This window comes from Microbacterium sp., assembly GCF_047607465.1.
Lineage (GTDB): Bacteria > Actinomycetota > Actinomycetes > Actinomycetales > Microbacteriaceae > Microbacterium.
The window spans coordinates 1-23,691 of the sequence record NZ_JASGCY010000041.1 but is presented as its reverse complement, the minus strand read 5'-3'; the positions used below and the strand labels follow the sequence as shown (position 1 = coordinate 23,691).

The following is a 23,691-nucleotide window of genomic DNA, read 5'->3' as shown; positions in this document are numbered from 1 at the left end:
GGCACGCAGAGGGCGTGGATCCATGACGAGGCGACGCACGCACGTCGCCGGACAGGCATCTGAACAAAGTGACAACCTTCGCTGATCTCGGTATCGATCAGGACATCGTCGACGCACTCGCCGCCAAGGGCATCGTCGACGCCTTCCCCATCCAGGAGCAGACCATCCCCCTGGGCCTTCCAGGCCAGGACATCATCGGCCAGGCCAAGACCGGCACCGGCAAGACCTTCGGCTTCGGCATCCCTGTGGTGCAGCGCCTAGGGCAGAACCCGGAGCACGGCGTCAAGGCGCTCATCGTGGTCCCCACCCGCGAGCTCGCGGTGCAGGTGTACGAAGACATCGACCTGCTCACCTCCGGACGCTCGACGAGCGTCGTGGCGATCTACGGCGGCAAGGCGTACGAGGGGCAGATCGACCAGCTCAAGGCCGGCGCCCAGATCGTCGTCGGCACGCCGGGTCGTCTCATCGACCTCGCGAACCAGCGCCTGCTGGACCTCTCGCACGCGACCGAGGTCGTGCTCGACGAGGCCGACAAGATGCTCGACCTCGGCTTCCTCGCCGACATCGAGAAGATCTTCCAGAAGGTGCCGCCGGTGCGCCACACGCAGCTGTTCTCGGCGACCATGCCCGGCCCGATCGTGGCGCTCGCCCGCCGGTTCATGACGAACCCCATCCACATCCGTGCGAACGACCCCGATGAGGGCCTCACCCAGGCGAACATCAAGCACCTCGTGTACCGCGCGCACTCCCTCGACAAGGACGAGGTCATCGCCCGCATCCTGCAGGCCGAGGGCCGGGGCAAGACGGTGATCTTCACGCGCACCAAGCGCGCGGCCCAGCGTCTGGTCGATGAGCTGAGCGACCGCGGCTTCAACGTCGGCGGCGTGCACGGCGACATGGGCCAGGACCAGCGCGAGCGCTCGATGGCCGCCTTCAAGGCGGGCAAGAAGGACGTGCTCGTCGCGACCGACGTCGCCGCCCGCGGCATCGACGTCGACGACGTCACCCACGTCATCAACCACACCATCCCCGACGAGGAGAAGACGTACCTGCACCGCGCCGGCCGCACCGGCCGCGCCGGCAAGACGGGCATCGCGGTCACCTTCGTCGACTGGGAGGACCTGCACAAGTGGGCCCTCATCAACCGCGCCCTCGAGTTCGGCCAGCCCGAGCCCGTCGAGACGTACTCCTCCAGCCCGCACCTGTACACCGACCTCGACATCCCCGAGGGGACGAAGGGCCGGCTCGTCACGGCGCCGAAGGCGGAGAAGCCGGCGCGCGCGCCGCGTGCGGAGAGGGCGGCGGATGCTGTGGCCGAGGGCACCGCGGAGGGTGGAACGCGCCGTCGCCGCCGTCGCCGGCGCGGAACCGAGCCGGTCGGATCGACGTTCGCCGAAGGCGCAGCATCCGATGCCCCCGCCGCCTCCGACGCCTCCGACGCCGTCCGCGGCGCCGAGGGTGCGGGCACGCACGATGGCGCGGGCAAGGAGCACCACGACGGCAAGCCCGCTCCGGCGCGCCGTCGCCGTCGCCGTCGCGGAGGTTCCGGCGCGGCGCCCGTCACCGGCGCCTGAACGCGCCCCTCGCGGGGTCACGACGCGACCGCGACGCGCCCCCGTGCGCAAAGGCTCCCCCAGCGCAGCGCGGAGGGAGCCTCAGGCGTAGCGCGGGGCGCTGCCTGTCGCGCGCTCGGTGATCCGCGCGACCATCTCCTCCGAGGTGGTGTTCTCCCCCGGCCTGTTCGGCTTACCAGCTCCGTGGTAGTCGCTCGATCCGGTGACGATGAGGTCGTGCTTCCGCGCGAGCTCGCGCAGCGCCCGCTTGCCGGACTCGGTGTTCTCGCGGTGATCGATCTCGAACCCGCCGAGGCCCGCCGCGATCAGCTGCTCGATGAACGCCACCGGCATCATCCGGTCGCGCCCCGCGGTCGCCGGGTGCGCGATGACCGACACTCCCCCCGCGTCAGCGATCAGCCGCACCGCCGTGAGCGGGTCCGGCGCGTAGTGCGGTTCGTAGTATCCCTCGCGGGGGTGCAGGATGCCGTCGAAGGCCTCGGTGCGGTCCCGGACGATCCCGCGGGCGATGAGCGCATCGGCGATGTGCGGGCGTCCGACGGTCGCATCCGCCGTCGTCTGAGCCAGCACGTCGTCCCAGCTGAGGTCGTAGTCGCGGCCGATGCTGCGCACGATGCGCTCCGCGCGTCCGATCCGGTCCCCGCGGATCCGGTCGGTCTCGGCGACGAGCGCCGCGTCCCCTGGATCGAAGAGGTATCCCAGCACGTGGACGCTTCGCCACTCATGCTTCGCCGACAGCTCCATCCCCGGCAGGAAGGTGACACCGAGCCGGGCGGCCGCGGCGCCGGCCTCGTCCCACCCCGTCGTGCGGTCGTGATCGGTGAGCGCCATCGTCCGCACCCCGTGGGCGTGCGCCTGACGCATCACCTCGGCCGGCGTCTCGGTCCCGTCGGAATGGTTGGAGTGCAGGTGCAGATCCGCGGGGCCGGAGAACAGATACGCCATCCTCCGAGAGTAGCCCGCGGCAGAGTCTTCACAGGCATCGCTCCTAGGCTGGTGGTGATGCTTCGACTACTGGGGATTCTGCTGACGGTGCTGCTGGCGATCGCCACGGCGATCGTGGTGTGGCCGCAGTTCTTCCGCCTCGAGCAGGTGTACCCGTTCGCCCAGATCGTCGCCGCGCGGGGCGCGGTGCTCGTCGTCCTCCTGGCGCTGGCGGTGATCGCGCTGCTGCTCATGATCTCCAGGACGGTGCGCGGGTTCGCGGCATCCGTCCTCATCGTGGCCCTCCTCGGCGTCGGCGCCACCGCGCTGATCGGCGTGAACCGCGGCTTCGGCCGCGACACGCTTCCCGCGCCGACCGCGACGAGCATCCGCGTGCTGGGATGGAACACGGCGGGCGAGGCGGTCTCCGCCGACACCATCGCACGCGAGATCCTCGAGCACGATGCCGACATCGTCGCCCTCCCCGAGACGACAGAGGCCGTGGGCGAGCAGGTCGCGATCATGCTGCGCGAGCAGGGCCACCCGATGTGGGTGCACAGCGTCAAGTACAACCCCGAGGTCGCCAACGGCCCGAGCTCCTGGCAGACGACGGTGCTCGTCTCCCCCGACCTCGGCGAGTACTCGGTGATCGAGTCGGCGTCCGACGGCACCAGCAACACCGGGCAGGTGCCGAGCGTCGTGCTCATGCCGATCGACGGCACCGGCCCCACGATCGTCGCCGTGCACGCCGTCGCCCCGCGGATGCAGGAGCTGCAGCAGTGGCGCAGCGACCTGCAGTGGATCGCCGATCAGTGCCCGCAGGGCGATGTCATCCTCGCCGGGGACTTCAACGCCACGATCGACCACATGGCCCCGCTCGGCGTCGACGGCGGTGACATCGGATACTGCCGCGACGTCGCCGCGCGCACCGGCAACGGGTTCAGCGGGACCTGGCCGAGCTCGTTGCCCGCGTTGCTCAGCGCCCCCATCGACCACGTCATGGCATCGTCGAACTGGCTCCCCACCGGATCGCTCGTCATCCCGGATGCCGGGGGCAGCGACCACCGCGGGATCATCGTCCAGCTCGAACCGGCCGGCTGAGCATCCTCACCGCCATGCTCCGCGGCGGTGGCAGACTGGAGGGATGAACACCGCAGACCGCGACACGATCGCCGAAGCCACCGAGCCCATCGTCGAGAACAGCAGCACGAACCGCAAGCAGCCGTTCCCGCAGGGCTTCCTCGACACCATCTCGACCGGATGGGCAGAGCGCCCCGAGACGCTGCCCGCCGCCCGCGCCCAGGCGCCATACGCCGCGCGGCGCCGCGCGGCCGTGTCCGCCGCGTTCCCCGGCAAGCGCCTGGTCATCGAGGCCGGCTCCCTCAAGCAGCGCAGCAACGACACCGACTACGTCTTCCGCGCGCACTCGGCGTTCGCCCACCTCACCGGTTGGGCGTCGGATGCAGAGCCGGATTCGGTGCTCGTCTTCGACCCGACGGATGCCGGGCACGACGTCACGCTGTACTTCCGCGAGCGCGCCGACCGCACGACGACCGAGTTCTACGCCGACGCCACCATCGGTGAATTCTGGATCGGCCCGCGTCCAGCACTCGCCGGCGTCGCCGCCGACCTCGGCGTCGCCACCGACCACCTCGCCGCCTTCGAAGCCGCGGACGGCGACCTCACCCTCGACGATGCAGAGCTCGCGCGCTTCCTCTCCGAGCTGCGCCTCGTCAAGGACGAGTTCGAGATCGCCGAGATGCGCCGGGCGGTGGAGATCACCGCAGCAGGATTCGACGACATCATCCGCGCGCTCCCCCAGGCCGTCGAGCACGCCCGCGGCGAGCGCGTCGTCGAGGGCGTCTTCCACCGCCGCGCCCGCGAGGACGGCAACGGCGAGGGCTACGACACGATCGCAGCCTCCGGCCCCCACGCCTGCTACCTGCACTGGACCCGCAACGACGGCGCCCTGGTGCCCGGCAACCTCATCCTCGTCGACGCCGGGGTCGAGGCCGACAGCCTGTACACGGCCGACATCACCCGCACCCTCCCGGTGTCTGGCACGTTCACCGAGGTGCAGCGCCGGGTCTACGAGACGGTGCGCGAGGCGGCCGATGCCGCGTTCGCGGCAGCGAGGGTCGGCGTGCCGTTCCGGGAGGTGCACGGCGCCGCCATGACCGTGATCGCCGAGCGCACCGCCGAGTGGGGGCTGCTGCCTGTGACCGCCGAGGAGGCGCTGGACGCGGATGCCGGTGGCCAGCACCGCCGGTACATGGTGCACGGCACCTCGCACCACCTCGGCATCGACGTGCACGACTGCGCGCAGGCGCGCCGCGAGATGTACTACGACGGCCTCCTCGAGCCCGGCATGGTCTTCACGATCGAACCGGGACTGTACTTCCAGATCGACGACCTCACGGTGCCAGCCGAGTACCGCGGCATCGGCGTGCGCATCGAGGACGACATCCTGATGACCGCCGACGGCCCCGTGAACCTCTCGGCCGGCATCCCGCGCACCGCCGACGACGTCGAGGCGTGGATCAGGCGGGTGCAGCAGGGCTGAGCGGCCCCCTCCGGACCGGCGTGGTCACGGCGTCGTCCGCTCGTGAATACGCCGGTCCAGGTCGTCGAGCTCCGCCAGCAGCTCGGCCGCGACCCAGACCCGATCGCGCTTTCGTCCGGTGATCTCCTGGATGAACCCCGCTTCCGCGAGCCTGGCGATCGCCTTGTAGGTCTGCTGCTCGGAGGAGCCTGAGTGCTGCTCGATCTCGGAGGCCGCCATGACGGGATGGTCGTAGAACGCCGGGATCAGGGCTGCGACCGCAGACCCGGCGCGCGGTCGTAGTTCCGCTGCCCACTCACCAGGCAGCGCCTTGATGCGTGCGATGGAATCGCGTGAGCAGACCGCCGCTGCGTGCGCGGATCGAGAGAACAGCCCGATCAGTGGCGCGGGATCGCCTCTCCGATAGTCGCCGAGCGTGGAGAAGTACTCCTCGCGCCTGGCGAGAAGGCCGCTGGCCAACGGGACCACGGCATTGCGTGTGGCCCCACGGCGGCGCAGCACAGCGGACACGAGAGCACGGCCGATCCGTCCGTTGCCGTCGGTGAACGCATGGATCGATTCGAACTGCGCGTGCCCGATCGCGGCTTGAACCATGACGGGGATGTCGTCGCGATTGAGGTAGGAGATGAGGTCATCCATCAACTCCGGGACCCGACCGGGAGCAGGCGGCACGTGCAGAGCATCGCGTGGCGAGTAGTCGCTCCCTCCGATCCAGTTCTGCAGGTCCCGCAGACGTCCGGCGAAGCGGGCCTCAGCGGGATCGTCCGCCATCAGCGCGCGATGCGCCGCCAAGAGGTCGTCGAGCTGAAAGCGTCCGCACTCGGCAACGGCGGCCACAAGAGCGTGGAGTGCTGCGCTCGCGGCCACCATGCTCGTGGCGGAGGAGTTCGAACGATTTCCTGCGAGCGCCTTGGCATAGTCCAATGAGGATGCGGTGATGCGTTCGATCTTCGACGACGCGACGGATTCGGATCGGATCATGAAGCGACTCATCGCAGCCGAATGCCCTTCGGCATCGGTGTCGGCCTGCGCCACCGCGAGCAGAGCTCCTTCCATCGCGACGACGGTGTCGACCGGAGGCACGTAGTCGAGCGAGGAGATCAGTGGTGGAATCGACGCATCGATCGACGAGAGCATCCGGTCGGCCCTGGTGCCTGCGCGGGACTGCTGTCTCCACGGGAGATTCTCGACGGTATGCGCAGGCCAGTTCCTCTCAGCGCGACCTTTCTCGACGGAGTCCATGCCCGAGTATGACACGCATTTCCAAGCTTTAGATCACCTAAACCTTAGTTTCATCGATGATTCTCGGCATCGGCGACGATCTCGACCTTGAACCCGCCGCCGGGCCGCCGCGGGAAAACCCGGATCATCCGGATGCCGGTCGGCGTGTCATGGGTGCGACACGCCGCCCGGCATCCGTTCGGTCTCTGTTTTCCCGCCGAAAGCAACCCGTCACACGGCGACGGCGCGCCGTGCGAGGGCCGCGGCCATCTGCCGGACGGCCTGCTCGATGATCGGGCGCGGGGTCGCGAGGATGAAGCGAAGGAAACCCTCGCCAGCCGCACCGCACGCGAGTCCGTCGGTCAGGGCGACCCCCGCGTGCTCGAGGAAGAAGTCGGCGGGCGAGCCTTCGATGCCGAGAGAGCGCGCGTCGAGCCAGGCGATGTAGGTGCCCTCGGCCGGCTGATAGCCGATCCCGGGGATGTGCGCGGCGAGGAGGTCGGCGAGCGCGCGGCGGTTGCCGTCGAGGTACGCGTGCACCTCGGCGAGCCAGGCCCGCCCGTGCTCGTAGGCGGCGGTGTTGGCGATGATCCCCGGGTTGCTCGCGAGCAGCTCGTTGCGGGTGACCACCGGCGTCGCCCAAACGGCGGCGTCGGCGTCGTTCGTGAAGACGACCTGCGCCGCCTTGAGCCCTGGCAGGTTCCACGCCTTCGACGCGCTGGTCGAGGTGATCGTGTGCGCCGCAGCCGCCGCGCTCACGCTCGCGTACGGCACGTGGCGGTGCGGGGCGAAGACCAGCGGGGCGTGGATCTCGTCGGCGAACACCCGTCCGCCGTGACGCTCGACGATCTCGGAGACGGCGGCGAGCTCATCGCGCGTGAACACGCGTCCGACCGGGTTGTACGGATTGCACAGGATCAGCAACCCTCCCCCGTCGGCGAAGGCGCGGTCGATGCCGTCGAGGTCGAAGACGTAGCGGCCGTCCTCGACGAGCAGCGGCACCTCGATGATCTCGCGGTCGTGCATCGGCGGGATCTTCAGGAACGGCATGTACGCGGGGGTGGGCAGGATGATCTTCGAACCCGGGCGCGTGTAGTGGTCGATCGTCGCCCGCAGCGCGATGAGCACGTCGCCGACGGGGCGTACGCGCTCGGCCGGCACCTGCCAGCCGTAGGCGTCCGCGAGCCAGCGCGAGGTCGCAGCCCCCAGCGACTCGATGAGCTCCGGAGTCTGATAGCCGACGAGCGTAGGCCCCGCCGCGGCGAGCGCATCGCCGATGGCGGGCGCGAGGCCGAAGTCCATCTCGGCGATGAAGGCGCCGATGGCGTCGGGATGCGTTGTCCACTTGTAGCTGCCGCCCGCACGGAGCTGATCGATGGAGATCGCGTCGAAGTCAGTTGAGGTGCACATACACCTCTCATGGTGTCAGCGGGTCACGAAATCCGAGACGAATGTGACCAACGATGACCCGATCTCGGATGCCGGGCGCCGCCGCCCCTTCACCTCGAAGGTGTGCCCGCCGCCCTCGACCCAGACGACGGTCACGTCCTGGCAGCCGGCGACGACCTCGTCGAACTGCGCCAAGGGCTGGATGAACGGGTCGTTCGTGCCCTCGATGAACAGCTGCGGCACGACGATGGCGGGCAGGTGCTCGGCGCGCGGCTTCTCGGGCTTGCCCGGCGCGTGCAGCGGATAGCCGAGGTAGACGAGCCCCGCGACCTCGAGTCCCTCGGCCACGGCCATCGACGCCATGCGTCCGCCGTAGGACTTGCCGATCGCCCAGACGGCGACGTCGGGGTCCTGCTCCCTGACGAACCCGACGACGGCGTGCCAGGCGGCGATCGCGTGCGCGGCTGGCCCCGGCATCCGTCTCCCCTGCTCCGCGTACGGGAAGTTGAAGCGAAGCGTGCCGAACCCGCGGGCGCCGAGCGCCTCGGTGAAACCCGTGAGGAAGGGGTGATCCTTGCCGGCGCCCGCGCCGTGCGCGACGATCAGGGCGGGACGCCCCGCCCCCGGCTCCCAGTCGGCCGAGACCTCGACGACGCCCGCGGGCAGCTCGACGGGGATCGGGACCTTCACGAGCGGATGCCGGTCACTGCGACCTGTCGTCGGACGCGGGCTGCTCAACGGGCGGAGCGGACTGCTCTACCGGCGGAGCGGACTGCTCGACCGGCGCCGGGGCGGGGTCGGCCGGACGCGGCGGGATCACCGGCGGTGCGGGCGCCGGCGCGCCGGGCGCCGGGATCCGCTCGCCGTACTTGGGCGGCTCGTCGAGGTTCACCGGCGGCCGCACGGGCGTCGTCTGCCGTGCGGTGCCGAGGACGCCACGCGCCTTGGCCACGGAGGCCGGCTGCACCGTGATCTCGTAGCGCTCGGCGGCGAACTGCGTCACGCTGGCGAAATCGCGCCGACGGCGCACGACCGCGTAGCTGACGAGGCTCAGCAGCATGCCGAGCGCGACGCCGATGAACACGAATCCGACGAAGAGCTGCATGGGCACGTCGGGGTTGCCGAGCACGAGGATCGCCGAGAGGAAGAGGCCGATGAGCACGCCGTTGATCGCCCCCGACCGCGCCGCGGCGGCGTACCCGAGGCGGCCAGTCACCTTCTCGACGGTGCGCACGCTCTGGCCGACGATGGCGATGTCCCGCGCAGGCACCTCCTCCGCGATGAGTTTCGACACCGTCTTCTGCGCGCTCTCGTAGTCGCGCATCGTGGCGACCACCTCACCGGTGTCGGCACCTGCTGCAGGACGATTCATCATACTCATCACGCCATTGTTCCATGCTGCGCATCTGCGCCGGCTGGTACTGCAACCTGCACCGAATCCTGCGGGGTCGCGGACTACGCTGGAGCGGTGAGCACACAACGGGTATTCGCCGCGCGCCTGGCAGGCTGCGCCGTCTTCGACCCCGTGGGCGACCGGCTCGGCAAGGTCCGGGATGTCGTCGTCGTGTACCGAAGTACCGCAGCCCCCCGCGTGATCGGCCTCGTGGTCGAGATCCCAGGGCGCCGTCAGGTGTTCCTCTCGATCGGGCGGGTCAGCTCCATCCGGGCCGGTCAGGTCATCAGCACCGGTCTCATCAACGTGCGCCGCTTCTCGCCGCGCGCCGGTGAGGTGCGCATCCTCGCCGAGATGCTGGGGCGCCGGGTGAACCTCGCCGACGGCTCGGGATCGGCCGTGATCGAAGACATCGCGATCGAGCCGAACCGCCTCGGCGAGTGGGCGATCGGTCAGCTGTTCCTTCGGCGGCCGAAGACGAGCGCGTCGCCGTTCGCCAAGGGTCCGACGACCTTCGCCGCCTGGGCAGATGTCGACGAGCAGCGCGCTCCCGGCGAGTCGCAGTCGGCCGAGCAGCTGGTCGCCTCGTACTCCGAGCTGCACGCCGCCGACCTCGCCACGACCCTACTCGATCTGCCGCAGCAGCGTCTCATCGAGGTCGCCGAGGAGCTCTCCGACGATCGTCTCGCCGACGCCCTCGAGGAGATGCCCGAAGACGACCAGGTCGACATCCTCGACCGGCTCGGCGATGAGCGCGCCGCCGATGTGCTCGACGAGATGGAGCCCGACGACGCCGCCGACCTTCTCGCGCAGCTCCCCCCGGAGCGCTTGGAGCACCTGCTCGCCCTGATGGAGCCCGAAGAGGCCGAGGACGTCAGGATGCTGCTGCGCTACGGTCCCGACACGGCCGGCGGCCTCATGACGCCGGAGCCGATCATCCTGTCGGCGGACGCGACGGTGGCCGAGGCCCTCGCTCTCATCCGCCGCCACGAGCTGCACCCGGCGCTCGCGGCTGCGGTCTTCGTCACGCTGCCTCCGTTCGAGACGCCCACCGGGCGCCTGCTCGGCGTCGTCCACTTCCAGCGGATGCTGCGCTACCCCCCGCACGAGCGCCTCGGCGCGATCGTCGACGACAGCCTCGAACCAGTGCACGTGACGGCGTCGGCCGCCGAGGTGGCGAGGCTGCTGGCCAGCTACGACCTCGTCTCGCTTCCCGTCATCGACGCCGCGCACCGCCTCGTCGGCGCCATCAGCGTCGACGACGTGCTCGACTACCTGCTGCCGGACGACTGGCGCACGCACGACGAGGAAGACACCAGGACGGCGGAGGTCGGCTGATGGCGAAGAACAGCCCGCGCCTGGACGCACCCCTGGGACGCACGACCGCGAGGCAGCGGCCGCAGTCGCGCGACCGCTTCGGACGGTTCACCGAGTGGGTGGCTCGCGCCATGGGCACCCCGACGTTCCTCACGATCCTCACCCTGTTCTGCTTCCTCTGGATCGGGTACACCGTGATCGCCGAGCAGAACGGCTGGTGGCGCTTCGACTCGGCGGCCCTCGGCTTCACCGCGCTGACCCTCATCCTGTCGTTGCAGGCCTCGTACGCAGCACCCCTCATCCTGCTCGCGCAGAACCGTCAGGACGACCGCGACCGTGTGCAGATCGAGCAGGACCGCCAGCGGGCCGAGCGGAACCTCGCCGACACCGAGTACCTGGCGCGCGAGATCGTGGCACTTCGGATGTCGCTCGAGGAGCGCAACACGCAGGCGGTCACCCGCGATGTGCTGCGGCAGGAGCTCAAGGCGCTGCTCGCCGAGATCGAGGAGCGCGAGGGACGCGACGAGTCCGGCGACGTGTCGCGATGACGCTCTCCGATGCGGTCCGCGCGGCGGTGTCGGCGGTCACCGACCCGGAACTGCGCCGACCCATCGGCGAGCTCGACATGGTGCGCGATGTCGCCGTCGACGGCGGCCGGGCGCAGGTGTCGATCGCATTGACCATCGTCGGCTGCCCGGCGGCGGCGCGCATCGAGTCCGACGTGCGGGCGGCCGCGGCATCCGTCCCCGGCGTCGACGAGGTCGAGGTGCAGGTGGGTGTGATGACGCCCGCCGAGCGCGCGGCGCTCACCGAGAGGCTGCGCGACGGGCGACCCGCCCGACAGATGCCGTTCGGGCCCGACTCGCTGACGCGCGTGATCCTCATCTCCAGCGGCAAGGGGGGCGTCGGCAAGTCGACGGTCACGGCGAATCTGGCCGTCGCCCTCGCGGGGCGCGGCCTCGCGGTCGGCCTCGTCGACGCCGACGTGCACGGCTTCTCGATCCCCGGCCTCCTCGGCATCCCGGCGGGCACGCAGCCCACGCGCATCGACGACCTCATGCTGCCCCCGGTCGCGCACGGCGTGAAGACGATCTCGATCGGCATGTTCCTCCGCGACGGCGAGGCCGTCGTGGCGTGGCGGGGGCCGATGCTGCACCGCACCGTGCAGCAGTTCCTCACCGACGTCTTCTTCGGCGACCTCGACGTCCTGCTCATCGACATGCCGCCGGGCACCGGGGACATCGCCATCTCGATCGGCCAGATCCTCCCGCACGCCGAGGTGCTCGTCGTCACGACTCCGCAGGCGGCGGCATCCGATGTCGCGATCCGCAGCGGGCTGGTGGCCAGGCAGACCGGGCAGAAGGTGATCGGGGTCGTGGAGAACATGGCCGCCTTCGCCCTCCCCGACGGCACCGTCGTCGACCTGTTCGGATCGGGTGGGGGCCAGGCGGTCGCCGACGCGCTCTCCGCCGGCGAGCAGGTGCCGCTGCTGGCATCGATCCCGCTGAGCCCGGCGCTTCGGGCAGGCGGCGATGCCGGCGTCCCGGTCGTCATCAGCGAGCCGACGGATGCCGCGGCGATCGCCATCGACGACCTCGCGCGCACACTGGGCACGCGCCGTCGCAGCCTCTCCGGTCGGCCCCTGCCGGTGAGGGTGAGCTGATATGTCCTCTTCTGTGACGATGGACGAAGCGCTGCTGCGGCGCATGGCGCGCGACGCCGCGACCTACTCGCTGACCCGTCCGCTGGCACTCGGGATGTGGGTGCTGCTGGTCGCAGCGCTCGCGACGGCGATCGTGAACGCGACCGCTCGGGGATCGGATGCCGGCACCCTGGCCCCGCTCATGCCGGTGCTCGTCGTCGCCCTCGCCGGCTTCGCCGTGCTGGCGAGCATCTCCGGTGCCCGCAACGCCGTGCGCCACGCCATGCCTCCCGGGACGGTCGTCTGTGCCGAGACCGACCCGCACGCGCTGACCGTCGGGTCGGGAAAGCGGATCTCGACGATGCCGTATGACGAGTTCCGGCGCATCAGCGCCGGTCGCGCCGCCCTCCTGCTGAAGTTGCGCGGCATGGCCGCGGTGTCCGCCGTTCCGCGCGCGCTGTTTACCGACGAGCAGATCGGCGAGCTGCGCGCGAAGATCGGCTGATCGGAAGACGTCGGCGTCCGATCGATCCCGGTGCCGAGGGCGCCGGGATCATGTCGCCTCGGAGTCGTACGGCGGCGGGCTGGAGCGGGAGAACTCGTGCCGCTCGCGCGGCGGGCGCACCGCGGTGGCTGCGGACGGAGGCTCGGCGATGGCCTGCTCCTTGGCGGGTTCCGATGCGGGTGCATCGTCGAAGAGGGCGTCGCGGATGATGCGACGCGGGTCGTATTGCCGCGGATCGAGCTTGCGCCAGTCGACGTCATCGATCTCGGAACCCATCTCCTCGCGCACTCGCGACTTCGTGTCCCGTAGCAGCTCGCCTCCCCGGCGGACGAGCTTGGCGAACCCCTCCGCGTATCTCGGCAGCCGTTCGGGCCCGATGATGAGCACCGCGATCAGACCGATCAGCAGAATCTTCTCGAACGAGATCCCGAGTTGCATCTGTCCAGGCTACCGCCGCGCCTCGCCTCCTGCCGCGCACCGAGACCATACGCTGAGAAGAAACACATCCGAGTGGGAGAATCAGGGTCATGAGCGAGCACGACGCGAACGCGCGATTCATCCGCGAGTCCATCGTGGAGCCGGCATCGATCGCCCGCGCTCGTGCGCACGCGATCGAGCTCGGCGCCGCGCCCGTCAGCACCGCTCTCGGATCGCAGCTCGCCGTTCTCGCCGCAGCCACGGCGGCCCGCTCGATCGTCGAGATCGGCACCGGAGCCGGAGTCTCCGGCCTGTGGCTCCTCCGCGGAGCGCCGCAGGCGGTGCTCACCTCGATCGACAACGAGCCCGAGCATCTGGCCGCCGCCCGCCAGGCCTTCGCCGAGGCGCGCATCCCCGCCACGAAGGCCCGTTTCATCACGGGGCGCGCGGCCGACGTGCTGCCGCGGATGAACGAGGCCTCCTACGACATCGTGCTCGTCGACGCCGATCCCGAGAACGTCATCGAGTACGTCGAGCACGGCCTGCGCCTCGTGCGCACGGGCGGGATGGTGCTCGTCCCCCGGATTCTCGCCGGCGGTCGCGTCGCCGATCCCGTGCAGCGCGACGAGGTGACATCGGCCTACCGCTCTCTGGTGCAGGAGACCCAGGATTCCCCGGCGGTGCTGGCCACGCTCTCCGCCTCCGGCGAGGGCCTGCTCCAGCTCGTCGCCGTCGAGACCGACTGACGCCCCCGGTTCCGCTCTCCGCGGCCCCCGGCCACGCGCCACTCCCTCCGAACCCCGCCCCCGGTCCCCGCCTTCCCCCCTCCCCTCGAGCCGTCGCAAACGCAGGGTTCGCGGTCTCCACACCCACCATTCCCGACGGCTCACCCCGACCCGCCACACCCCACTCCCCGCCCCGCACCACTCCCCGAGCCGCGACGCTCCTCCGAACCGTCACAAACGCAGGGTCCGCAGCCCCCACACCCACCATTCCCGACGCCTCGCGAGGTACGCGGAGCGCGAGCGGGACCACGGACCGGGGTGGCGGCGGCTCAGGAACGCGCGAGCAGATCGCGGACCTGGGCGACGAGGCTCGCGCGCCTTCTGGCGTCGGCGAGGTCATCGGCGTTCACGCGGATGACGATCCAGCCAGCGCGCTGGAACGCCCGGACCCGCTCGAAGTCCGACCGCCACTGCCTGCGGTCTGTCCGATGATGATCTCCCTCGTATTCGAGGATCACCCGCGCCCCGGGGTAGGCGAGGTCAGGCACGAGCTCCCCGAGATGCGTCGCCACCCGCACTCCGATCGCCGGCTCGGGGAGTCCGGCATCGACGAGCAGTAGACGCAGTTCCGTCTCCTGTCGCGAATCGACTCCTTCACGGATCGCGGACAGCGCGCGTGCGAGCATCCGTGCTCCGCGTCTCGCACCGTGATCCGCCACCGCCTGCCGAAGCTCTTCGATGGTGCAGATCGCGCGCTCGCGGCGTCGTCCGCGACGCCGTCCCGTGACGAGGAAATCGCCGATCGCCACCAGGCTGACGAAGTCCGCGTCGGCCGCATACTGGCACCACGCCACCGCCGGCGCGATCGCGCGCACCCCCATCGGCGCCTGCACGAACTGCGACGGCTCCGCGCCCTCGTGCCCCACGATCCCCGGACGCCGGATGCGCCCGCTCGCGGTCGTGACATGGATCGCGGCGTGCTCGCCGACGACGCCGGACGGCACCGGCGCGCCCCAGAGCACCAGAGCCGAGACGTGGCTCACCGCTGCGCGCTCCCCCGCAGCGACCGCGGCGGCCCGGCAACGATCGACGTAGTCGGAGAGATCGAGGCCCACCGCCCGTACGCCGTGATGCGGTCTCGTGAGGTCAGCCGCGCGCAATCGGCTGCGCGACAGCCCTGCGCGTGCACCGGTGCGCGTCGTGAACGCCGAGTCTGCCAGATACGCGGGGAGATCCTCTGGCCTGGTCATCCTCCGATCATGGCCGGGAGGCGCATCCGTTCGCGCGAGTTATCCACAACGTGCGCCGAGCCGTCACGAATGGTGGGTCGACACGCCCCTCACCCGCCGTTTGCGACGGTTCGCGAGGCGCACGACGCGTGGTCAGGCGAACGCAGAGGGAGGGCGGCGGATCCGGGATCCACCGCCCTCCCTCTGGGAGTTCTGGGCGTCAGGCGGCGGTCACGACGGCGGCGAGCACGTCGTGGAGCTCCTTCGCCTCAGCGTCGTTCACGGAGACAACGAGGCGTCCTCCGCCTTCGAGCGGGACTCGCACGATGATGAGTCGTCCTTCTTTCACGGCCTCCATGGGTCCGTCTCCGGTCCTCGGCTTCATCGCTGCCATCGTGGCTCCTTTTGCTCGGTGGTATAGCACCAGTTTATCTGCTGCGGCTGATGCCCGGAGATCGCATGGTGCGAAATGCGTCAATCCTTAACATTCAGGGCACCTGCCAGAACGTGTTGCCGAGCGCGTACACGGCGTGGATCCACACCGCCTGGCCGACCAGGCACGCCCCCAGCACGCCGAGCCTCCACCACCGCGACCGCGGCACGGCGAACGCACCCCACAGCGGACTCAGCGGGAGCAGCAGCCGGAACGTGCTCGACTGCGGGAAGAACACCGCGAGCAGGTACAGCAAATAGCTCGCGCTCCACAGACGGATGTCCGCACCCAGCGCGCGGACGGGCTTCGCCCGGACCAGCACCGCCGCGGCACCGACCACGAGCAGCACCAGCGCCGCCACGCCCCAGTCCGCCGGCATCCCCCACTGCGCGAACCAGAACTGCGCCGCCTGCACCCAACCTTCGAAGGGCACGAACGCGTCGACGCCCCCGGCGACCCAGTGCCGCCGCCAGGCGAGCTCCGTGGCGAGGTACGCGCCAGGATCCCCCGTCGCCATGGCCGCGATCGCCTGCCACGAGAATCCGCAGAGCGTCGCCAGCGCTCCGGCAGCGATGATGTGCACGACGTGGCTCGTGAGGAGGGGTTCCTCGCGACGGCGGACGAGGCGCACGATGCCGTGCAACCCCAGGAAGAGCGCGAACGCGAGCACGCCAGGGCGCGTGAATGCCAGGAGCGGAATGAGTGCGTACAGCCAGGCGTAGCGCCGCGTCGCCACGGTCTCGAGGGCGAGGAACAGCAGCATCAGGAAGAGCGACTCCGCGTAGGCCACCTGGAACATCGCCGCCAGCGGACTCGAGGCGAACAGGATCACCGCCCAGGTCGCGGCGGAGCACCCCAACCGACGCCGCAGCAGGCGATGCAGGACGAGGCAGGCGAGATATCCCGAGACGAGCGAGATGATCAGCGCGCCGGATGCCCAGGAACCGAAGAGCGCGCCGAGGATCTCGGACGCATATGCGTACAGCGGCATGAACGCCCAGGTGTTCTCGGCGACCTCTCCGCCGTCCGTGAGCGGGAGCGTCGTCGGGTAACCGTACACGGCCACCGACCAGTACCACTGCGCGTCCCACCCGAGCACGAAGGCGCCGAGCCCTGGCTGGGCTCCGAAGCGGGAGAGGGACGTCGATTGCGACGCGGCGATGAGGAGGAAGACGGTGGTGACGACGCGCGCGCCCAGGTAGATGACGGCGATGCGGGTCGCGTGCGGCGTCCTCGCCCAGCCGCGCAGGGCCCTCAACGCGAGCTGAGCCATGCGCGCAGGCCGTTCTCGACGGCGTCGATCTGCGCGAGCGGCACCCGCTCCTCGTCGTGGTGAGCGAGGTGCGGATCGCCCGGCCCGTAGTTGACGGCGGGGATGCCGAGCGCCGAGAACCGTGCGACGTCCGTCCAGCCGTACTTCGGGCGGGGACTGGCGCCGACCGCCTCGACGAACTGCCGGGCGATGGGGGCGTCGAGCCCGGGGCGGGCGCCCTCCGCGGCATCCGTGATCTCGAGTTCGAAGCGATCCAGCAGGGTGCGCAGGTACGCCTCGGCGTCGGCCGCGGTCTTGCTCGGCGCGAACCGGTAGTTCACCTCGACCTCGCAGTAGTCGGGGATGACATTGCCCGCGACGCCTCCGGTGATCCGCACCGCGCTGAGGCTCTCGCGGTACAGCAGCCCCTCCACCTCGACCTCTCCGGTGCGGTGCTCGGCGAGCCTGGTCAGGATCGGCGCCGCACGATGGATCGCGTTCTCGCCGATCCAGGCGCGCGCGGAGTGCGCACGCACGCCGCGGGTGCGCACGATCGCGCGCATCGTGCCGTTGCATCCGCCCTCCACCTCGCCGTCGGAAGGTTCGCCGAGGATGGCGAAATCGGCGACGAACAGGTCGGGACGGGCAGCGGCGAGCAGCGCGAGGCCGTTCTTCGAAGCCTCGACCTCTTCGTTGTCGTACCACATCCAGGTGATGTCGATCGCGGGGTCGGTCAGCTCCGCGGCGAGCCCCAGCTGCACGGCGGTGCCCGCCTTCATGTCGACGGTGCCCCGGCCCCAGAGGTGGGCCTCGCCGTCGATCTCGATGATCTTCGTCGGCAGATTGTCGTTGATCGGGACGGTGTCGATGTGCCCGGCGATCGCCACGCGCTGCGCACGGCCGAGATTCGTGCGGGCGACGATCGTGTTGCCGTGACGGATCACCTCGAGATGCGAGAAGGCCGAGATCGCCTGCTCGATCTGGTCGGCGAGCGTCTTCTCATCGCCGGAGACGCTCGGAATGTCGCAGATCGCGCGGGTGAGGTCGACGGAGGACGAGGTCAGATCGAGCACCATGCATCCAGCCTACCCAGCACGACACATTCGCCTGCTCGCCGGCACCGGCGCGCTAGCGTGGATGGCATGGCTGACACGCGCACCGTATGGGGTACCGGACTCTCGACCATCGCCGGCAACGGCACCGTGCTGGACGCCTGGTTCCCCGAGGTGGGCGTGGGAACCCCGGATGCTGCGGCGGTGGAGGCTGCCCGGACAGCGCTCGAGCCGCTCGTCGGCCCCGATGAGCGCCGCAACGTGACCGTCGAGATCGCGCATCTCGTGATCGACCTCGACGAGGCCCCCGCCTCGACCGCTGACGCCTATCTGCGCCTGCACGCCCTCTCGCACCTCGTCGTCCGTCCGAACGGACTGAACTTCGACGGCATCTTCGGGCACCTCCCGAACGTCGCGTGGACGAACGCCGGCCCCGTGCACCCCGACGACGCGAACCGGCTGCGCCCGCTGCTGCAGCGTGCGGGCATCCAGGTGCAGGGGCTCGACAAGTTCCCTCGTCTGACCGACTACGTCCAGCCCGCGGGTGTGCGCATCGCCGACGCCTCACGCGTGCGCCTGGGCGCGCACCTCTCCCCCGGCACCACAGTGATGCACGAGGGCTTCGTGAACTTCAACGCCGGCACACTCGGCGCCTCGATGGTGGAGGGCCGCATCTCGCAGGGGGTCGTCGTCGGCGACGGCAGCGACATCGGCGGGGGCGCCTCGATCATGGGCACGCTCTCGGGCGGCGGGCAGCACCGGGTGTCGATCGGTTCGCGCACGCTGCTCGGTGCGAACGCCGGCGTCGGCATCTCGCTCGGCGACGACTGCGTCGTCGAAGCCGGCCTCTACGTGACGGCCGGCACGAAAATCGTGCTGGCCGACAGTCCTGTCACGGCGGACGGGCGGAAGCAGACGGTCAAGGGCGCCGAGCTCTCGGGCCACAACGGCATCCTGTTCCGGCGCAACTCGCTCAGCGGCGCCGTCGAGGCCGTCCGCCGCGCTGGCGTCGGCGTGACGCTGAACGAGGCGCTGCACGCCTGAGCGGGCGCCACGACCTCCCACCTGATAGGATGGGGAGGTTGCTTGTACCGCCAGTCGAGCAACATCGTCGTCGTCACGGGGTCTCTGAGGACCGAACGCGGGCCGAGCGCCCCCACCACCAGCATCCGTCTGGCCTTTCGAACGGCGAACCGATGCGGTCTCTCCGCCGTCGCCCACCTCAACCCTGATCGCGCACCGATGGAGCACTCTGCTATGCCTACTTTTCTCGAACTCGGCGTGCCCGCCGAACTCGCATCCGTCCTCTCCGCCTCCGGCAAGACCGAGGCTTTCGCCATCCAGCGCGACACGCTTCCCGACTCCCTCGCCGGTCGCGACCTCCTCGGCCGCGGCCGCACCGGCAGCGGCAAGACCATCGCCTTCGCGCTTCCGCTCGTCGCGCGCCTCGCCGCCTCCGGCCGCACGCGCCGCGCTGGTCTGCCGCGCGGACTCGTCCTCGCGCCCACTCGCGAGCTCGCCACGCAGATCGCGGCGACCGTGACCCCTCTGGCCGAGGCACTCGGACTGAAGGTGACCACCGTCTTCGGCGGCGTCAGCCAGCGTCCGCAGGAGCGCGCCCTGGCGGGCGGCGTCGACATCGTCGTCGCGTGCCCCGGGCGCCTCGAAGACCTCATGAAGCAGCAGATCGTGCGCCTGAGCGCGGTCGAGGTGACCGTGCTCGACGAGGCCGACCACATGGCCGATCTCGGCTTCCTCCCCGGGGTGACCCGCATCCTGCAGGCGACGCCCGCGGGCGGTCAGCGCCTCCTCTTCAGCGCCACGCTCGACCGCGGCATCGACACCCTCGCGAAGCGCTTCCTGGTGAACCCGGTGAGCCACGAGGTCGACGAGGCGAGCGTGCCGGTCGGCGAGATGACCCACCGCGTACTCGTCGTCGACTCCGCCGAGAACAAGACCGTCCTCGTGCGCGACCTCGCCTCTGGCACCGGGCGCCGGATCCTCTTCACCCGCACCAAGCACCAGGCGAAGAAGCTCGCCAAGCAGCTCACCGCCTCCGGCATCCCCGCCGTCGACCTGCACGGCAACCTCTCGCAGAACGCCCGCGAGCGCAACCTCGGCGCGTTCTCCTCCGATCCCGCCGACGGCGGCGTGCGTGTGCTCGTCGCGACCGATGTCGCCGCGCGCGGCGTGCACGTCGACGAGGTCGAGCTCGTCGTGCACGTGGACCCGCCCGTGGAGCACAAGGCCTACCTGCACCGCTCGGGACGCACCGCCCGCGCCGGCGCCGCAGGCACTGTGGTCACCGTCGTGCTGCCCGACCAGCGCCGCGACGTGAAGGATCTGCTGCGCAAGGCGCAGATCGCCGTCACTCTCGAGGACCTCACGACGGATGCCGTCGCCGAGCTCGTTCCCGAGCGTGCTCCGCACGTGCGCCCGGTTCCGCCGCAGCCGGTGCAGCGCCAGGGCGCGCCAAGGCAGCGCCCCGCCGGAGGGGAGAAGGCCGGTTCCGCGAACCCGCCTGCACGCCGCCGCCGGCGCCGGTCCGCATCGGGCGGACAGAGCGGATCCGGATCCTCGACCGGCGATCAGCGCCAGAACCGTGGTCAGGGCGGTCGTCCCTCGCGCGCCCGCTGAGCTGACGTCGCGCTGCTGTTCCTGACGTCGCGCTGCTGTTCCTGACGTCGCGCTACTGTTCCTGACGCACCCCGGTCATCCTCGCGCTACTGATCCTCGCCTCGCGCTACTGATCCTCGCGTCGCGCGGCTCATCCTCGCGTCGCGCGGCTCATCCTCGCGTCGCGCGGCTCATCCTCGCGTCGCGCGGCTCATCCTCGCGTCGCGCGGCTGTTCTTCGCATGCGCTGTTGTTATTCGAGCAGCGCGAGCGGAGAACGACAGCGCGACGAGAAGAACGACAGCGCGTGGAGAAAACGACAGCGCGAGGGGTCCGCGTGACCACGGCAGAAAGCCACACCGCAACGGGAACCCCGACCACAACAGGTTCCCCAAGAACAACAGGGACCTAGAGAACTACAGGAACCCAGAGCGCAACAGGAACCCAGAGCGCGACAGGAACCCAGACCGCGGCAGGAACCCAGAGCACAACAGGAACCAAGAGCGCGACAGGAACCCAGACCACGGCAGGAACCCAGACCACAACAGGAACCCCGCAAGAACGCAGAAGAGCGGATGCCGACCGGCATCCGCTCTTCTCGCCTCCGCCTCAGGGGCGGATGAACGGGCGCTCCGGCGAGCCTGTGTAGAGCTGCTGGGGTCGGCCGATCTTCGTCTGCGGGTCGAGGTTGAGCTCGCGCCATTGGGCGAGCCAGCCGGGAAGGCGCCCGATCGCGAACAGCACCGTGAACATGCGCGTGGGAAAGCCCATCGCCTTGTAGATCACGCCGGTGTAGAAGTCGACGTTCGGGTAGAGCCGACGCTCACGGAAATAGTCGTCGGCGAGGGCGAGCTCCTCGAGCTCCTTGGCGAGGTCGAGCAGCGGATCGGAGACGCCGAGCGAGGTCAGCACCTCGTCGGCGGCGGCCTTGACGAGCTTCGCGCGCGGGTCGTAGTTCTTGTAGACGCGGTGCCCGAAGCCCATGAGCTTCACGCCGTCTTCCTTGTTCTTCACGCGCTCGACGAAGCGGGACACGCTCTGACCGGAGTCGCGGATCTGCGCGAGCATCGTGAGCACGGCCTCGTTCGCCCCGCCGTGCAGCGGCCCCGACAGCGCCTGGATGCCGGCCGAGATCGACGCGAACTGGTTCGCGCCGGTGGATCCCACCAGACGCACCGTCGAGGTGGAGGCGTTCTGCTCGTGGTCCTCGTGCAGGATCAGCAGCAGCTCGAGGGCCTTCGACATCACCGGGTTGATCTCATAGGGCTCGGAGTGGACGCCGAAGTTGAGCTTGAGGAAGTTGTCGACGAAGCTCAGCGAGTTGTCGGGGTAGAGGAACGCCTGTCCGAGCGCCTTCTTGTGCGCATAGGCGGCGATCACCGGGAGCTTCGCGAGCATGCGGATCGTGTTGAGCTCGACGTGCTCGGGGTTGTGCGGGTCGGTCTGGCCCTCGTAATAGGTCGACAGTGCGGCGACCGCCGAGGAGAGCACCGACATCGGATGCGCGGTGTGCGGGAGTGCGGAGAAGAAGTGCTTGAGGTCCTCGTGCAGCAGCGTGTGGCGGCGGATCTTCTCGTCGAACTCCGCGAGCTCGGAAGCCGTCGGCAGCTCGCCGTAGATGAGCAGCCAGGCGACCTCGAGGTAACTGGTGGTGCCGGCCAGCTGCTCGATCGGATATCCGCGATAGCGGAGGATCCCCTGATCGCCGTCGATGAACGTGATCGACGATTTCGTCGACGCCGTGTTGACGAAGCCGTAGTCGAGAGCGGTGTAGCCGGTCTGCCTCGTCAGCGTGGAGAAGTCGATGCTGTCGACTCCGGCTGTTCCCGTGACGACGGGGAACTCCGCCGTCTTGTCACCGATCGTCAGCTTCGCCGAAGCCTGCTGCTCTGCCCCTGCGCTCACGCGGGCCTCCTCAAGAGTGTCGATCAAGCCGAAGTGGCGATCATGCGGCGCTGAACGCCTGGTCGCGTCACACGACCGAATCGCCTTTACAGCCTAGTAGGCACCCAGACCCACTGTGACATCCGCCAAGAGAAGCGCCGCTCCCGCTGAGGGAAACTACAGTCCAACCGTGGAGAGCCGCCGCGCCGCCTCGGCGATGCGCTCCATCGGAGCCGTCAACGCCAGCCGCACGTGATCGGCGGAGTGGGCCCCGTAGAACGGCCCGGGGCCGGCGAGGATGCCGAGCCCGGCGAGCCGGCCCATGCTCTCCCACGCGTCGCGCCCTTCCGTGGCCCACAGGTACAGCCCCGCTTCGGACCCGTCGATGCGGAATCCGGCGGCCTGCAGGGCGGGCTTGAGCAGATCGCGGCGCTCACGGTAGAGCTCCTTCTGCGCGCGCACGTGCTCGTCGTCGCCGAGGGCCACGGCCATCGCGTGCTGCACGGGCGCCGGAGGCATCAGCCCGAGATGCTTGCGCGCGGTGAGCAGCTCGCCGACGATCTTCGCGCATCCGGCCACGAAGGCCGCGCGGTAGCCGGCGAGATTCGACTGCTTGCTCAACGAGTAGACGCTCAGCAGACCGGCGCGCGAACCGCCGGTCACCCGGGGATCGAGCACCGAGGGCACCGGAGCGCTCGCCCACTGCCCCTCCCAACCGAGCTCGGCGTAGCACTCGTCGCTCGCGAGGACGGCACCGAGCTCGCGCGCCCGCTCGACGGCCGCGCGCAGCTCCTCGATCCTCCACGTGCGCCCGTCGGGGTTGCCTGGCGTGTTGATCCAGATGAGCTTCGCGCCCTCCGGCCACTGCGCAGGGTCATCGAGGGCGACCGGGGCCGCTCCCGCCACGCGGGCGCCCACCTCGTAGGTCGGATAGGCCACGCAGGGGTGCACGACGATGTCGCCGCCGCCGAGGCCGAGCAGGGTCGGCAGCAGCGCGACGAGCTCCTTCGAACCGATCGTGGGCAGCACGTCGTCGACGCTCAGACCGGAGACGCCACGACGCCGCTCGTACCAGTCGACGATCGCCTCGCGCAGCGCCGGGGTCCCGACCGTCTGAGGATAGGCGTGCGCGTCCGTCGCCTCTGCGAGGGCGCGGCGCACGACCTCGGGGGTCGGATCGACCGGAGAGCCGACGGAGAGATCGACCAGGCCCTGCGGATGCTGCGCGGCGCGCTCACGGTAAGGGATCACCGCATCCCAGGGGTAGTCGGCGAGGTCGCGGACGCTCACCGCTCACTCGCCCTGTGGCGGGAGCGCGGCGATGATGGGGTGGTCGTGGGCGATGACGCCGGTCTTCGCCGCTCCTCCGGGAGAGCCGATCTCGTCGAAGAACTCCACGTTCGCCTTGTAGTAGTCCTGCCATTCCTCTGGCAGATCGTCCTCGTAGTAGATCGCCTCGACCGGGCAGGCGGGCTCGCACGCTCCGCAGTCCACGCACTCGTCGGGGTGGATGTACAACGACCGCTCACCCTCGTAGATGCAGTCGACAGGACACT

General features: G+C 70.0%; 23 protein-coding genes. 10 read left to right on the top strand and 13 right to left on the bottom strand.

The genetic code is table 11. From position 1 onward, the window contains the following. Positions 1 to 68 precede the first annotated feature (68 nt). Complete coding sequence (locus QM568_RS05270; protein WP_415136554.1) at positions 69 to 1,574, top strand: DEAD/DEAH box helicase; 1,506 nt, start codon at positions 69 to 71, stop codon at positions 1,572 to 1,574. An 81-nt stretch (positions 1,575 to 1,655) separates the two neighbouring features. Here the strand turns inward: QM568_RS05270 and QM568_RS05265 are convergent, their stop codons facing one another. Further along, positions 1,656 to 2,519 (bottom strand): PHP domain-containing protein, encoded by an 864-nt coding sequence (locus QM568_RS05265; RefSeq protein WP_415136552.1) that lies wholly within the window; start codon positions 2,517 to 2,519, stop codon positions 1,656 to 1,658. Positions 2,520 to 2,576: 57 nt separating this feature from the next. Here QM568_RS05265 and QM568_RS05260 point away from each other — a divergent pair, with 57 nt between their 5' ends. Both QM568_RS05260 and QM568_RS05255 read left to right on the top strand, forming a co-directional pair. After that, positions 2,577 to 3,599, top strand: coding sequence for an endonuclease/exonuclease/phosphatase family protein (locus QM568_RS05260; protein ID WP_415136550.1), 1,023 nt, complete (start codon positions 2,577 to 2,579; stop codon positions 3,597 to 3,599). 43 nt (positions 3,600 to 3,642) lie between these two features. Beyond that, a complete protein-coding gene (locus QM568_RS05255; RefSeq protein WP_415136548.1) occupies positions 3,643 to 5,061 on the top strand; it encodes an aminopeptidase P family protein in 1,419 nt (472 codons plus the stop codon). 24 nt (positions 5,062 to 5,085) lie between these two features. Here QM568_RS05255 and QM568_RS05250 read toward each other — a convergent pair whose 3' ends face one another. The 4 genes from QM568_RS05250 to QM568_RS05235 form a co-directional block, all read right to left on the bottom strand. Continuing rightward, entirely contained in the window at positions 5,086 to 6,198 is a 1,113-nt protein-coding gene (locus QM568_RS05250) for a Fic family protein (protein WP_415136546.1), read from the bottom strand. Positions 6,199 to 6,513: 315 nt separating this feature from the next. After that, on the bottom strand, positions 6,514 to 7,692 hold the full coding sequence (locus tag QM568_RS05245) for a MalY/PatB family protein (RefSeq protein ID WP_415136544.1): 1,179 nt from the start codon (positions 7,690 to 7,692) through the stop codon (positions 6,514 to 6,516). 15 nt (positions 7,693 to 7,707) lie between these two features. After that, complete coding sequence (locus tag QM568_RS05240) at positions 7,708 to 8,409, bottom strand: alpha/beta family hydrolase (RefSeq protein ID WP_415136542.1); 702 nt, start codon at positions 8,407 to 8,409, stop codon at positions 7,708 to 7,710. After that, the gene (locus QM568_RS05235) at positions 8,375 to 9,052 is read right to left on the bottom strand and encodes a general stress protein (RefSeq protein WP_415136540.1); all 678 of its coding nucleotides are present in this window, start codon (positions 9,050 to 9,052) and stop codon (positions 8,375 to 8,377) included. The genes QM568_RS05240 and QM568_RS05235 overlap by 35 nt, the downstream gene beginning before the upstream one ends. 87 nt (positions 9,053 to 9,139) lie before the next feature. Between QM568_RS05235 and QM568_RS05230 the strand changes: the two genes are divergently transcribed. From QM568_RS05230 to QM568_RS05215, 4 genes are read left to right on the top strand one after another with little or no spacing between them, the layout of a single operon-like run. Then, entirely contained in the window at positions 9,140 to 10,402 is a 1,263-nt protein-coding gene (locus QM568_RS05230; RefSeq protein ID WP_415136538.1) for a magnesium transporter MgtE N-terminal domain-containing protein, read from the top strand. Beyond that, positions 10,402 to 10,929, top strand: a complete 528-nt coding sequence (locus tag QM568_RS05225; protein ID WP_415136536.1) for a DUF1003 domain-containing protein — start codon at positions 10,402 to 10,404, stop codon at positions 10,927 to 10,929. The genes QM568_RS05230 and QM568_RS05225 overlap by 1 nt, the downstream gene beginning before the upstream one ends. Further along, positions 10,926 to 12,044 carry an Mrp/NBP35 family ATP-binding protein gene (locus QM568_RS05220; protein WP_415136534.1) on the top strand — a complete coding sequence of 373 codons (1,119 nt, stop codon included), beginning with the start codon at positions 10,926 to 10,928 and terminating at the stop codon, positions 12,042 to 12,044. The genes QM568_RS05225 and QM568_RS05220 overlap by 4 nt, the downstream gene beginning before the upstream one ends. Position 12,045: 1 nt before the next feature. Further along, entirely contained in the window at positions 12,046 to 12,528 is a 483-nt protein-coding gene (locus QM568_RS05215; RefSeq protein WP_415136532.1) for a YcxB family protein, read from the top strand. A 48-nt stretch (positions 12,529 to 12,576) separates the two neighbouring features. Here the strand turns inward: QM568_RS05215 and QM568_RS05210 are convergent, their stop codons facing one another. Beyond that, positions 12,577 to 12,966 (bottom strand): Sec-independent protein translocase TatB, encoded by a 390-nt coding sequence (locus QM568_RS05210; protein WP_415136530.1) that lies wholly within the window; start codon positions 12,964 to 12,966, stop codon positions 12,577 to 12,579. An 89-nt stretch (positions 12,967 to 13,055) separates the two neighbouring features. Between QM568_RS05210 and QM568_RS05205 the strand changes: the two genes are divergently transcribed. Then, positions 13,056 to 13,691: an O-methyltransferase gene (locus QM568_RS05205; RefSeq protein WP_415136528.1), complete on the top strand. Its 636-nt coding sequence runs from the start codon at positions 13,056 to 13,058 to the stop codon at positions 13,689 to 13,691. Between the two features lie 308 nt (positions 13,692 to 13,999). Here QM568_RS05205 and QM568_RS05200 read toward each other — a convergent pair whose 3' ends face one another. From QM568_RS05200 to dapE, 4 genes are all read right to left on the bottom strand, one after another. After that, positions 14,000 to 14,920 (bottom strand): hypothetical protein, encoded by a 921-nt coding sequence (locus QM568_RS05200; protein ID WP_415136526.1) that lies wholly within the window; start codon positions 14,918 to 14,920, stop codon positions 14,000 to 14,002. Positions 14,921 to 15,119: 199 nt separating this feature from the next. Continuing rightward, entirely contained in the window at positions 15,120 to 15,293 is a 174-nt protein-coding gene (locus tag QM568_RS05195; RefSeq protein WP_415136524.1) for a DUF3117 domain-containing protein, read from the bottom strand. Between the two features lie 94 nt (positions 15,294 to 15,387). Next, positions 15,388 to 16,605: a hypothetical protein gene (locus tag QM568_RS05190; protein WP_415136522.1), complete on the bottom strand. Its 1,218-nt coding sequence runs from the start codon at positions 16,603 to 16,605 to the stop codon at positions 15,388 to 15,390. Beyond that, a complete protein-coding gene (gene dapE, locus QM568_RS05185; protein WP_415136520.1) occupies positions 16,587 to 17,660 on the bottom strand; it encodes a succinyl-diaminopimelate desuccinylase in 1,074 nt (357 codons plus the stop codon). The genes QM568_RS05190 and dapE overlap by 19 nt, the downstream gene beginning before the upstream one ends. Positions 17,661 to 17,726: 66 nt before the next feature. Here dapE and dapD point away from each other — a divergent pair, with 66 nt between their 5' ends. Next, positions 17,727 to 18,680, top strand: coding sequence for a 2,3,4,5-tetrahydropyridine-2,6-dicarboxylate N-succinyltransferase (dapD, locus tag QM568_RS05180; RefSeq protein WP_415136518.1), 954 nt, complete (start codon positions 17,727 to 17,729; stop codon positions 18,678 to 18,680). A 213-nt stretch (positions 18,681 to 18,893) separates the two neighbouring features. Further along, on the top strand, positions 18,894 to 20,273 hold the full coding sequence (locus QM568_RS05175; protein ID WP_415136516.1) for a DEAD/DEAH box helicase: 1,380 nt from the start codon (positions 18,894 to 18,896) through the stop codon (positions 20,271 to 20,273). Between the two features lie 587 nt (positions 20,274 to 20,860). Here the strand turns inward: QM568_RS05175 and QM568_RS05170 are convergent. From QM568_RS05170 to fdxA, 3 genes are all read right to left on the bottom strand, one after another. Continuing rightward, a complete protein-coding gene (locus QM568_RS05170) occupies positions 20,861 to 22,156 on the bottom strand; it encodes a citrate synthase (RefSeq protein WP_415136514.1) in 1,296 nt (431 codons plus the stop codon). A 156-nt stretch (positions 22,157 to 22,312) separates the two neighbouring features. After that, positions 22,313 to 23,425 carry a succinyldiaminopimelate transaminase gene (gene dapC, locus QM568_RS05165; protein ID WP_415136512.1) on the bottom strand — a complete coding sequence of 371 codons (1,113 nt, stop codon included), beginning with the start codon at positions 23,423 to 23,425 and terminating at the stop codon, positions 22,313 to 22,315. Positions 23,426 to 23,428: 3 nt separating this feature from the next. Continuing rightward, a partial coding sequence (gene fdxA / locus QM568_RS05160; protein WP_415136510.1) for a ferredoxin occupies positions 23,429 to 23,691 on the bottom strand: 263 nt, incomplete at its 5' end.

Bases quoted from the DNA above. Each gene is read 5' to 3' on its own strand.
- QM568_RS05265 (WP_415136552.1), bottom strand. From the start codon at position 2,519: ATGGCGTATCTGTTCTCCGGCCCCGCGGATCTGCACCTGCACTCCAAC.
- QM568_RS05260 (WP_415136550.1), top strand. From the start codon at position 2,577: ATGCTTCGACTACTGGGGATTCTGCTGACGGTGCTGCTGGCGATCGCC.
- QM568_RS05255 (WP_415136548.1), top strand. From the start codon at position 3,643: ATGAACACCGCAGACCGCGACACGATCGCCGAAGCCACCGAGCCCATC.
- QM568_RS05250 (WP_415136546.1), bottom strand. From the start codon at position 6,198: ATGCTCTCGTCGATCGATGCGTCGATTCCACCACTGATCTCCTCGCTC.
- QM568_RS05245 (WP_415136544.1), bottom strand. From the start codon at position 7,692: ATGTGCACCTCAACTGACTTCGACGCGATCTCCATCGATCAGCTCCGT.
- QM568_RS05235 (WP_415136540.1), bottom strand. From the start codon at position 9,052: ATGAGTATGATGAATCGTCCTGCAGCAGGTGCCGACACCGGTGAGGTG.
- QM568_RS05225 (WP_415136536.1), top strand. From the start codon at position 10,402: ATGGCGAAGAACAGCCCGCGCCTGGACGCACCCCTGGGACGCACGACC.
- QM568_RS05220 (WP_415136534.1), top strand. From the start codon at position 10,926: ATGACGCTCTCCGATGCGGTCCGCGCGGCGGTGTCGGCGGTCACCGAC.
- QM568_RS05215 (WP_415136532.1), top strand. From the start codon at position 12,046: ATGTCCTCTTCTGTGACGATGGACGAAGCGCTGCTGCGGCGCATGGCG.
- QM568_RS05210 (WP_415136530.1), bottom strand. From the start codon at position 12,966: ATGCAACTCGGGATCTCGTTCGAGAAGATTCTGCTGATCGGTCTGATC.
- QM568_RS05205 (WP_415136528.1), top strand. From the start codon at position 13,056: ATGAGCGAGCACGACGCGAACGCGCGATTCATCCGCGAGTCCATCGTG.
- QM568_RS05200 (WP_415136526.1), bottom strand. From the start codon at position 14,920: ATGACCAGGCCAGAGGATCTCCCCGCGTATCTGGCAGACTCGGCGTTC.
- QM568_RS05195 (WP_415136524.1), bottom strand. From the start codon at position 15,293: ATGGCAGCGATGAAGCCGAGGACCGGAGACGGACCCATGGAGGCCGTG.
- QM568_RS05190 (WP_415136522.1), bottom strand. From the start codon at position 16,605: ATGGCTCAGCTCGCGTTGAGGGCCCTGCGCGGCTGGGCGAGGACGCCG.
- dapE (WP_415136520.1), bottom strand. From the start codon at position 17,660: ATGGTGCTCGATCTGACCTCGTCCTCCGTCGACCTCACCCGCGCGATC.
- dapD (WP_415136518.1), top strand. From the start codon at position 17,727: ATGGCTGACACGCGCACCGTATGGGGTACCGGACTCTCGACCATCGCC.
- QM568_RS05175 (WP_415136516.1), top strand. From the start codon at position 18,894: ATGCCTACTTTTCTCGAACTCGGCGTGCCCGCCGAACTCGCATCCGTC.